The sequence below is a fragment of the Actinomyces succiniciruminis genome (genome assembly GCF_900002405.1).
GTDB lineage: Bacteria > Actinomycetota > Actinomycetes > Actinomycetales > Actinomycetaceae > Actinomyces > Actinomyces succiniciruminis.
The window spans coordinates 1-10,588 of record NZ_LK995456.1 but is presented as its reverse complement, the minus strand read 5'-3'; the positions used below and the strand labels follow the sequence as shown (position 1 = coordinate 10,588).

Annotated in this window: 10 protein-coding genes; 3 read left to right on the top strand and 7 right to left on the bottom strand. The window is 72.4% G+C overall.

All coding sequences use genetic code 11. The annotated features are described in order from the left end of the window. The 3 genes from BN1056_RS00050 to BN1056_RS00040 all read left to right on the top strand — a co-directional run. Nucleotides 1-612, top strand: a 612-nt coding sequence (locus tag BN1056_RS00050; protein ID WP_210578112.1) for a ferrochelatase, incomplete at its 5' end; no start/stop codon positions are given. Between the two features lie 17 nt (nt 613-629). Next, nucleotides 630-1,436 carry a hydrogen peroxide-dependent heme synthase gene (gene hemQ / locus BN1056_RS00045; protein WP_210578109.1) on the top strand — a complete coding sequence of 269 codons (807 nt, stop codon included), beginning with the start codon at nt 630-632 and terminating at the stop codon, nt 1,434-1,436. After that, nucleotides 1,433-2,671: a TIGR04053 family radical SAM/SPASM domain-containing protein gene (locus tag BN1056_RS00040; RefSeq protein WP_234415958.1), complete on the top strand. Its 1,239-nt coding sequence runs from the start codon at nt 1,433-1,435 to the stop codon at nt 2,669-2,671. Before hemQ ends, BN1056_RS00040 begins: the two co-directional genes overlap by 4 nt. A 42-nt stretch (nt 2,672-2,713) precedes the next feature. Here the strand turns inward: BN1056_RS00040 and BN1056_RS00035 are convergent, their stop codons facing one another. The 7 genes from BN1056_RS00035 to BN1056_RS00005 all read right to left on the bottom strand — a co-directional run bounded on the left by BN1056_RS00035 (nt 2,714) and on the right by BN1056_RS00005 (nt 10,355). Further along, nucleotides 2,714-3,259: a NifU family protein gene (locus tag BN1056_RS00035; RefSeq protein WP_210578107.1), complete on the bottom strand. Its 546-nt coding sequence runs from the start codon at nt 3,257-3,259 to the stop codon at nt 2,714-2,716. A gap of 12 nt (nt 3,260-3,271) precedes the next feature. Then, nucleotides 3,272-5,422 (bottom strand): ferrous iron transporter B, encoded by a 2,151-nt coding sequence (gene feoB / locus BN1056_RS00030; RefSeq protein WP_210578105.1) that lies wholly within the window; start codon nt 5,420-5,422, stop codon nt 3,272-3,274. Next, the gene (locus BN1056_RS00025; RefSeq protein WP_210578103.1) at nt 5,419-5,775 is read right to left on the bottom strand and encodes a FeoA family protein; all 357 of its coding nucleotides are present in this window, start codon (nt 5,773-5,775) and stop codon (nt 5,419-5,421) included. Before BN1056_RS00025 ends, feoB begins: the two co-directional genes overlap by 4 nt. Nucleotides 5,776-5,946: 171 nt before the next feature. Beyond that, entirely contained in the window at nt 5,947-6,438 is a 492-nt protein-coding gene (locus tag BN1056_RS00020) for an NUDIX hydrolase (RefSeq protein WP_210578101.1), read from the bottom strand. Nucleotides 6,439-6,444: 6 nt separating this feature from the next. After that, nucleotides 6,445-7,209, bottom strand: a complete 765-nt coding sequence (locus tag BN1056_RS00015) for a type 1 glutamine amidotransferase (protein ID WP_210578099.1) — start codon at nt 7,207-7,209, stop codon at nt 6,445-6,447. After that, nucleotides 7,206-8,645, bottom strand: coding sequence for a Mur ligase family protein (locus tag BN1056_RS00010; RefSeq protein WP_210578097.1), 1,440 nt, complete (start codon nt 8,643-8,645; stop codon nt 7,206-7,208). Before BN1056_RS00010 ends, BN1056_RS00015 begins: the two co-directional genes overlap by 4 nt. Nucleotides 8,646-8,678: 33 nt before the next feature. Further along, the gene (locus BN1056_RS00005; RefSeq protein ID WP_244671403.1) at nt 8,679-10,355 is read right to left on the bottom strand and encodes a bifunctional phosphatase PAP2/diacylglycerol kinase family protein; all 1,677 of its coding nucleotides are present in this window, start codon (nt 10,353-10,355) and stop codon (nt 8,679-8,681) included. Nucleotides 10,356-10,588 lie beyond the last annotated feature (233 nt).

The following is a 10,588-nucleotide window of genomic DNA, read 5'->3' as shown; positions in this document are numbered from 1 at the left end:
GCGGATGGTAGCCGAGGGGGGCTCCCCCGCCCTTCCCTCCCGGAGCCCGGCGTTGCCGCGGACCTGTCCACCGAGATCTCCTACGTCGCCCAGCACGAGCGCCTGGCCGCGGTGCTGCTGGACGCCGTCGCCGCCCGCCTGGGCAGGCGCCCGCAGGCGGACCTGGTCTACTGCTCCCGCTCCGGCCCGCCCCAGGCCCGCTGGCTGGAGCCCGACGTCAACGATCACCTTGAGGCACTGGCCACCGGGCGCCTGACCGACGGGCGGGCTGTGGCGGTGCCGGCGGGCGTCGTCGTCGCCCCCATCGGCTTCGTGGCCGACCACATGGAGGTCGTTTTCGACCTGGACACCGAGGCCCGCGATACCGCCGCACACCTGGGCCTGCCCTACGTGCGCGCGGCCACGGCCGGCACGCACCCGGAGTTCGTGGCCTCCCTGGCCGACGTGCTCGCCGAGCGGGCCGCCGTCGCCCGGGGCGAGGACGTGCGCCCCGAGTCCACCACCGGCACCGGTCCCTTCCACACCGTCTGCCCTCCCACCTGCTGTCGGCCCGCCGCCCGGCCCGCCGGGCACCCGAGCGGAGAACACCCCCAAACCACCACCCACCAGTAATCGACGAAGGAGACACCATGAGCGACCACGAGAACTCCCACCCCGAAGTCGACTCCGGTCAGGGCGCCCCGCGCCTGCACCGCTTCGAGGATGAGGAGCGCCGCCCCTTCCACGACCCGCGCGACGCCGCCGAGGTCGACTTCGACGCCGTCAACAACAACAATCACTACGCCCTGTTCGCCGTCTACCGGTTGGCGGCGCCGCTGCCGCCGCTGGAGGACACGCGCCGTCGCCTGGTGGGGGAGTCCACCCACTTCGTGGACGTCTCCGAGGTGACCACGCGCGGCTGGTATGACGTGGCCGGCTTCCGCTCCGACGCCGACCTGATGGTCTGGTGGCTCGACGACGACCCGGAGAAGCTGCAGGACGCCAACCACCGGCTGCGCGCCAGCGCCCTGGGCCGCTACCTGGAGCCGGTGTGGTCCTGCATGGGACTGCACACGCCCGCCGAGTTCAACCGCAAGCACATCCCCGCCTGCTTCGGCGGTGTGGCGCCGCGCGACTGGTGCATGGTCTACCCCTTCGTGCGCAGCTACGACTGGTACCTGCTGGCGCCCGAGGAGCGCTCGCGGATCATGGCCGCCCACGGCCGCAACGGCTTCTCCAAGTACCCGGACGTCAAGGGCTCCACGCTCGCCGCCTTCGGCATGAGTGACTACGAGTGGGTGCTCGGCTTCGAGGCCGACACCCTGGACCGCCTGGAGGGCGTCATCCACCGCCAGCGCTACACGGAGGCCCGCCTGCACGTGCGCGTGGACACCCCCTTCTACACCGGCTGCCGCGTCAGCCCCCACGAGTGGGCCGAACGCCAGCCCCGCGCATGAGCACCGCCACGCGCCCCCGCACCGCCCGGCCGGTGCGCATGCCGCACCACGACCCGGCGCAGCGCCCCATGCTGGTGACCTGGGAGTCCACCCGCGCCTGCCAGTTGGCCTGCCGCCACTGCCGGGCCGTCTCCCGGCCCCTGCGCGACCCCCGCGAGCTGACCACCGCCGAGGCCAAGGCCCTCATGGATGAGGCCGCCTCCTTCGGCAAGCCGGCGGTCATCTTCATCATCACCGGCGGGGACTGCTTCGAACGCCCCGACCTGGCAGAGCTGGTCGCCTACGGCAGTGGCCTGGGCCTGCACATGGCCGTGTCCCCCTCCGGCACGGACAAGCTGAATAAGCAGTCCCTGGCCCGCATTCAGGACGCGGGCGCCGGGGTCATCTCCCTGTCGCTCGACGGCGCCACCGCCGCCACCCACGATGCCTTCCGCGGCGTGGAGCGCACCTTCGACCGCACCGTCGCCGGCTGGCAGGCGGCCCGCGAACTGGGCATGAAGGTGCAGATCAACTCCGTCGTCGCCCGCCACAACGTCCATGAGCTGCCGGACATCGCCGCGCTCGTGCGCGAGTACGGGGCGATGACCTGGTCCGGGTTCCTGCTGGTGCCCACGGGCCGCGGGGTGGACCTGGGCAGCCTGGACGCCGCCGAGATCGAGGACGTGCTCAACATCTTCTACGACATGGGCGAGGCGGTGCCCGCCAAGACCACCGAGGGGCACCACTTCCGGCGCGTCTCCCTGCAGCGCTACGCGCTGGCGCAGCGGGGCATCGAGGGTGAGGACATGATCGCCGCCATGCACCTGGGGCCGCTGTATCGCAGCCTGCGGGAGCGGATCGTGGAGCTGGGCCTGGACCACGGCGAGCGGCGGCGTCGGCCTCCGATCACCGTCTCCAGTGGCAACGGCTTCATGTTCATCTCCCACATCGGCGACGTCACCCCCTCCGGCTTCCTGGAGAAGAGCGCCGGCAACGTGCGCGAGGCCTCCCTGACGGAGATCTACCGCAACAGCGAGGTCTTCACCGGGGTGCGGGACACCTCCCGGCTCAAGGGCAAGTGCGGGGCCTGCGAGTACAACCGCGTGTGCGGCGGCTCCCGCGCCCGCGCCTTCAACAGCACCGGGGACCTGCACGCCGAGGAGCCGCTGTGCGCCTACCAGCCCGGCTCCTTCCCCTACCCCGAGGACGTGAAGGCACTGCTGAGCGCACCCGCGCGTTCGGGACGACCCGCCTGAACGCATTCCGGTGCCGATGAGCGCGCGGGCGGAGTGAGCCCGTTAGCTCGCGGACCTCGGTGCCTCGCGCACCTCGGCCAGCCACGGGCAGCGGCGGCGCAGTAGGTGCTCGAAGCGCGCATGCATGGTGATCACGGCCGCCGGGCAGTCCCGGCAGGCGCCCTCCAGCGCCACCTCGACGACGCCGTCGGCCACTGCCCGCACGGTGAAGGAGCCGCCGTGGGCGGTGGCGATCGCCCCCACCGGCCCGGCCGCAATCTCCCGGGCCGCCGCCTCCAGCGCCTCGTCCGGCCCCACCCCGACGGCGCCCGCCGCCGGCTCCCACGACCCGGGCGCGCCGAGCGCGTCCACCAGGGCGGTGCGCACCCGGGCGCCGTCGTCCCGCCAACTGCGGCCCTTGCCCAGCAGCGTGAGTACCGCCCCGGGCACCACCTCAATGCCGGCCAGGGTGCCGTCGTCGAGCAGGGTCTGCAGCAGGCGCGGGGCGCGGGCCACGGTCCCGGAGAAGTCCAGCAGTCCGTCGGGGATCACCCAACGCAGCACGGCCGGGTCTGGGGTCGCCACGGGATGCGTGGGGACGACGCTCATGGCCACCCCCACTCAGGTCAGGGCGGCGACGACGGCGTGGGCGGCGGCCCCGGCCACCCAGGCCAGCACGAACAGGTAGCCATAGGCGATCGCCGACCACTTCCAGGTGCCGGTCTCGCGGCGGATCGCCCCGGCGGTGGCCATGCACTGCATGGCGAAGACGAAGAAGGCCAGCAGTGCCGCGACCGTCGCCGGGTTGAACAGGGGCTCGCCGGCGTGGGCCACCAGCGTGTCCTCGGAGTAGGTCATGGCCGCCAGCTGCGCACCCGGCTCCTCCGGGTCCCCGGCGGCCGCGATCTGCCCGAGCGTGGCCACCGCCGTCTCCCGGGCCACCAGGGAGGACATGACCGCCACGTTGATCCGCCAGTCGAAGCCCAGCGGCTCGAACACCGGCTGGATCGCCTTGCCAATGGATGCCGCCAGTGAGGAGTCCATGGTGTAGCTGGTGCGCTGGGCGTCCAGCAGCAACTGCAGCTCCTCGGGGTCGTTTACGACCGCGCCGTCGTCGTCCAGGACCGTGGAGGAGGCGGGGTCGGCCACGGCGGCGGCGATCGGCGCGCACTCGGCGCTGGCGTCGCAGTGGGCGGTGAACTCCGCCTCCGAGCGGGCGGGCACATTCAGCCCCACCCACACCAGGATGGTGGCCGCCAGGATGATGGTGCCCGCCTTCTTAAGGAAGCCCTTGCAGGCGTCCCACACCATCAGGGCCACCGTGCGGGCGCGCGGCAGCCGGTAGGGCGGCATCTCCATGTAGAAGGGCAGCAGCACGCCGTCCCGGTCGGTCAGGCGCTTGACCACCCGGGCGGCCAGCATGGCGGCCACCGCCCCCGCCAGGTACAGGCCGAACATGATCGTGCCCGCCGCCCCGAACGGGCCAATGCGCTGGCCGGGGTCGACCAGCAGGGAGATCATGATGATATAGACGGGCAGGCGCGCCGAGCAGGTCATCAGCGGCGCCGCCAGCATGGTGGCCAGACGGTCCTTGGCGCTGGGCAGGGTGCGGGTGGCCATGATGCCGGGGATGGCGCACGCCAGCGACGACAGCAGCGCCACGAAGGCCCGCCCCTCCAACCCCGCCCGGCTCATCACCCGGTCCATGAGGAAGGCGGCGCGCGACATGTACCCCACGCCCTCCATCAGGGCGATCAGCAGGAACATGATGGCGATCTGCGGCAGGAACACCAGCACCCCGCCGACGCCGCCGATCACGCCGTCGGCCAGCAGCCCCGCCAGCAGCGGTGCGGGGGCGTCCAGCCAGGTGTGGACGGCGTCGCCCAGGAGCCCGAAGCCGGCCTCGATGGCGTCCTGGAAGGGGGCGGCCCAGGTGAAGATCGCCTGGAAGAAGGTGAACATGACCGCGAAGAACACCAGCGTGCCCCACAGCGGGTGCAGCAGCACCCGGTCGACGGCGGCGGTGCGCGAGTCGGGCACCGGGGCGGTGTAGTCGGCGGCGGTGAGGATCGATTCCACCCAGGAGGTGCGCTCCGGGCCGCTGGTCGGTGGCGCGATGGGGGCGCGCGACCAGTTGCGCCAGGCGGCGAGCGTGCGGCGCAGCTGCGGGATGCCGGTGGTGCGGTTGCCGATCACCCGCACCGCGGGCACGCCGAGCGCGTTGCCCAACGCCTCGACGTCGAGCCGGCCGCCGCGGCGAGTCAGCTCGTCGGTCATGGTGACTGCGAGCGCGGTGGGCAGGCCCAGGGCGAGGGCCTGCGCGACGAAGCCCAGAGAGCGGGACAGGGTGGTGGCGTCGACGACGACCAGCAGCGCGTCGGGCGGGGCGACGTCGTGGCAGTGGCCGGTCAGGACGTCGTGCACGACCCGCTCGTCGGGGCTGATGGGCTCCAGTGAGTAGGCGCCCGGCAGGTCCTCCAGGGCGAGGGTGAGCGGGGCGGAGCCGGTCTCGGCGGCGGAGAGCTCCAGGGCACCCAGGGAGCGGGAGACCGTGACGCCCGGATAGTTGCCGGTCTTGGCGCGCAGGCCGGTGAGCGTGTTGTAGATGGAGGTCTTGCCCGCGTTGGGGGCGCCCGCCAGGGCGATGCGGGCGGCGGCGTTGGCCGGGGTGGAGGAGACGGAACCGTGGCAGGAGGTTTCGTGGCAGGAGGGCATGTCGGTGGGGGTACCTGTCTGGCCCGGGGCCGTTGTGGTTTCGACGGCGGTGCTCATACGGCGGTCTCCGGTGCGGCGGATTCTGGTGAGGCGGGTTCCGATGGAGAAGCGGGCGCGGAGGCGGGCGCCAGGACCTCCACGGACACCAGTGCGGCGTCGCGCCGGCGCAGGCTGAGCTCATAGTCGGCGACGTAGTAGACGGTCGGGTCGCCCAGGGGGGCGCGGCGGCCCACCACGATCTCGCGGCCGGGCTCGAAGCCGAGGTCGGCCAGGCGCCGGGCGAGGGCATCGCCGCGATCGGCGGAGACGGCGGTGATGCGGGCGCGCGTGCCACGAGGCAGGGTGGGCAGGGGAACGATCGAGGCGGCGGGCCCAGATGATGTTGTGCTGGCCGTGGTCGGTGCGGCCATGTCTGGCTCCTTGGTCTTGGTGACGCTCACGGTGCGGGTCAGTAGGTGCCGATCGGCTGTGCTGACCGGGCGGGTCGCGGTGTCGAGCGGGCGCTGGCGCCCACTTGCCGAGTCAAAGATAGGCTGTGGTAAGCATCAGCGGAAATCCAGTGACCGGGGCCATGGAGCCCGTCACTGGAAGCGCGCGCCTGCGGCCGGATCGGCCAGCCACGCCAGGGCGGCGTCGATGCGCCCCGGGGTGGAGGCGACCAGCGGGGTCGGCAGCGCATCCGGCGCGAACCAGCCCACCGCCGTCGACTCCTCGTCGGCCACATGCGCCCGCGCCACCGCGGCCGCATCCGCCCGGGCGGCGAAGGTGATGTCCATGAACACGCAGCGGTCCCCGTTGGGGAAGGTATGCGGCCGCCCGGCGCTCACCCCGGCCACACCGACGATCTCGGGGTCGACGCCGGTCTCCTCCAGGCACTCGCGCCGGGCCGCGGCGGCCGGCTGCTCCCCGGGCTCGGGGATGCCGGAGACCACCGCCCAGGCGCCGTTGTCGGAGCGTCGCCCCAGCAGCAGCCGCCCGTCCGGGGCCACCACCACCACGCTGACGCCGGGCAGCCACAGCTGGTCGTGCCCGATCTTCTTGCGCAGTTCGATGATGAACTCAGGCGTGGCCACGGCGCGTCACCTCGGCCGGGCGGCGGCGATGTTGCTGGCGCGGCGGGCGTCGGCGTCGTCGATCGGCAGCGGATCCCAGGCCCCACCGCGCAACTCGACCGCCCGCTGCAGCAGCCAGTCGGCCACGGCGGGGTTCTTCGGCAGGATCGGGCCGTGCAGGTAGGTGCCGATCACGTGTTTGAACCGGGCCCCCTCCGCGCCGTCCTTGCCGTTGTTGCCGGCCCCGGAGCGCACCGTTCCCAGGGGCTCGGCGCCGGGGCCGAGCGTGGTCAGTCCGGAGTGGTTTTCATAGCCGACCACCCGGCCGAATTCGGGTGAGTCCAGCACGATGTTGCCGATCAGCCGCCCCGATCCGGCCACCGTCTCGGCGTCCAGTAGCCCGATTCCGGGAATCTCGGAGCGCTCGCCGGTCACGAAGCGGTGCCCGAACAACTGGTACAGGCCGCAGATGACCAGCATCGGCACACCGTCCTCCGCCCACTGCCGCAGGCACGGGCCGATTTGGACCAGGTCGTCCTTGATGCGCTCCTGCCCGGAGTCCTGGCCGCCGCCGCCCAGCACCAGGTCGATTTCTTGTGGCATCTCGTCGCCGGGGTTGTAGGAGTGCAGTTCGACGTCGTAGCCGTGCCACTGCCCGCGGCGGGCCAGGGTGAGCAGATTGCCCCAGTCGCCGTAGATGTTCATGTCCCGCGGATACAGCTGCAGGACGCGGATGCGGCCGCGGGCGGGGCCGGAGCCGGTGTGGTTGTAGACGGTGGGTGCGGTGCTCATTTCATGACCTCCTCGACCTCGGTGAGCCGCCCGAGGCGAGCACGCAGGGCCAACATGGCGGTGTAGGTGGTGTACACGCGCATGGGGCGGTCTTCGGCAGCGGCACGCGCGCGCAGGGCGTCCAGGCCGGCCTCCAGATCCGGTTCGACGACGCCGACGGGTACCTCGTCGTAGCGCAGCCGCAGCGCCATGTCCCAGGCGCGTACCCCGGTGACGACGGCGACTCCGGCCCGCTTGAGGGAGGTGAAGTCCACGTCCCACAGCCAGGACATGTCACGGCCGTCGGCGTACTCGTCGTTGATGGCGATCATGATGAGCTCGTCGGGCCGACCCCGGCCCGCGGCGGGTGCTGCGGTGGTGCTGGGCGCGCTGCCGGCATCCACGGTGTCGGTCCGACTGGTGGCGTCGGCCTGGGCGGTGGGCGCGGACATGAGGCTCATGCGGAAGCCCGCAGGATTCTTCACCAGGGACAGCTGCACCGGACGACCGTCCAGGGTGATGACCTCACCGCGGCCGAAGGCCGGGCGGATCTCGGACAGGGTCGCCAGCAGGCGTGGCAGGTCGGCCCGGTTGCCAAGCACCTCCAGCACCAGGGTCAGGGCGGCACAGGCGTTGAGCACATTGTGGATGCCCGGAATGGCGAAGGCGACCCGGTGCGCGGTGCCGTCCACCTCAATGGTGGCCTCGTTGCCGGCCAGCGCCACCAGGCGCACGCGCGGAGCCGGGCAGGGGGAGTCGGCGTCGGCGGTGGACTCGACGGCGTCGTCGGCGAGCGCCCCGGGTGCGCCGCCCGCGTCCGCCTGTTCGGTACGCAGATCGTCGTCGGACAGGAAAACCGAGCGCAGGGCGGGGCCGACCCCGAAGGCGGCGGTGCGGGCGGCCAGGCCCCCCAGGAAGCGCTCCCCGTTCAGGCGCGGGTCGTCGGCATTGACCACCACCACGTCGCGCGTGGCCAGGGCGGCCTGGCGCAGCAGGGAGGCGGTGTAGTCGATCTCGCCGAAGCGGTCGAGCTGGTCGCGCATGACGTTGAGCATGAGCGCCGCCCGCGGCTTGACGGAGCGGACGAAGTGGACGGCGTGGGCCTCGTCGAGCTCCAGCACGGCGACGTCGGCGTCCAGGTGGCCGGCGGCGTCGACCTCGGTGAGTAGGGCGGCGAGCACTCCGCGTACGAAGTTGGAGCCGGTGCGGTTGGTGAAGACCTTCAAGCCCTGGTCGCGCAGCAGCTGGACGACCATCTTGGTGGTGGTGGTCTTGCCGTTCGTGCCGGAGACGAGCACCACCCCGTGCGGCAGCCGGTCCAGGGTGCGGGCGAGGAAGTCGGGGTCCGTGCGCTCCATGACCAGGCCGGGGAAGGCGGTGCCACCGGAGCCGCCGCCGCGCAGGCGAGCCAGGGTGCGGGCCGTGCGGCCGAGTGCGACGGTGAGGCGTGAACGCATGGGGCTCCTGCTTGTGGTCGGCGGCGGACCGCCTCAGTCTAGATGAGTGCCTGCGCGTTGGTGGTGTGAGGTGGAGGCGGGCGGGACGACGACGCGCAGTGCGGCGGGCTCGGCCTCGGCGACCAGCTTCCGGGTGCGGCCCACGGGGTCGCCGTCGAGTTCGAAGGGCACCGGCTCGGGCGTGGTCAGGGTCAGACGACGGGCCTGCTGGTGGCTGACGCCGTCCACGTCCTGACCGATCAGCAGGCCGGCGCCGACCTTGGCCCAGTCGGTGATCCGGTTGGGGCCGGTGAGCAGCAGGTCCACGCGCCCGTCGTCTGGGGCGGCCTGCGGGAAGATCGTCATGCCGCCGGTGATGGTGCCGACGTTGCCCAGCAGCGCCATGACCACTCGGTGCTCGGCGGAGGCGGCGGGGGCGCCCGCGCCGGCGCCGCTGTCGTCGTCGCCGTCGAGCTCCACCCGCACCGTGAACGGGTTCGGCACCGCGTTCTGCACCGCGGCCACCACGTAGGCGCCGGAGCGGATCACCTTCTTCAGATCCTCGCTGGTGTCCGCCATGATGCGGGCATCCAGGCCGAGGCCGGCCATGACCACGAAGCGTTCGGTACCGCCGTCCCAGGTGCAGCGCACGACGTCGATGGCGCGAGTGGGGCCGGACAGGGCCAGGCGCAGGGCGGCGTCGGTGTCGAGCGGCACCTGCAGGTTGCGGGCCAGCAGGTTGCCGGTGCCGGTGGGCAGCAAGGCCATGGGCACGCCGCTTCCCGCCAGTTCGCTGGAGACGGCGCGCACGGTGCCGTCACCGCCGGCGGCAAGCACCAGGTCGACGCCGGCGGCCAGGGCGCGGCGGGTCTGCTCGTGGCCGACGTCGTCGGGGGCGGTCTCCAACCAGAGGGTGGGCTGCCAGCCGGCCGCCAGCACTTCGGATTCCACGCGCCGACGCAGCAGAGACAGGTCGTCGAACTTGGTGGGGTTGTAGACGATGGCGGCGCGCTTGTCCACGGTGGCGGACGGCAGGCCGATATGCGCCCAGGACGCGAGGATCTCCTCGGTTCCGCCCACGCTGAGCGAGAAGGTCGCCACCGTCGCGCCGAGTAGCACGCCGCCGATCAGGTCGGAGACGGACTGCAGGCCCATGGCCCACTGGCCCGCGCAGGTGACGGCGACGGCGACCACGCCCGCCAGCCGCCACAGGCGCACCTGGGAGGTGGGACGGCGGTGGGCTCGGGTGAGCGTCACCAGCACCCAGGCGGCCACGGTCATGGCGACGGCGTGCCCGGCGGGGTAGGCGAAGCCGCGGTAGGACAGGGAGTCGGCGAAGGCGGAGGAGGGGCGTGCGTGGTCGATCCAGGTGGCGATGGCGATCTGGAGTGGCAGGCCGAGCAGGGAGGTGGTCAGGGCGGTCGACAGGCGCCGCATGCGCTGCTGGTAGGTGACGACGGCGGCCGCGGCGATGGCCGTGTAGATCAGCACCGGGTGGGTGAGCAGGGAGATCGCCTCGAGCACCTGCCCCCGTCCCGAGCGAGGTGGCAGCACGGGCACCGTCAGGGCGGCGTCGAGGCGGTCGGTGAGTCCGGTGTGAACCAGGACGGTCCAGGCGGCGAATGCCAGCGCGCCCAGGATCCAGGCGCCGTAGCCGAGCTCCCAGCGGCGGCGCAGGCGGTCGGCGACGCCGGCAAACCGGTCGTTGAAAGTGCCGGGACGGGCGGACACGAGGCTCCTTCACGCTGATGTCGCTGGGCGGCGCGCGGGCCGCCGGCGGTGCGGCGCCAAATTACCAGGGTCGCGTGCGGTGAAGTTGTGTGTCCGCCCGTCCCGACGAGGTGGGTGGGGGATCGTTTCGGAATGATGGTGTCGGTTGCGCCTGGCTACTTCACCTTCTTGATGAAGATGGCCAGCACACCGCCGATGATGGCGCAGATGCCGGCGAAGTAGCACAGTGCCGG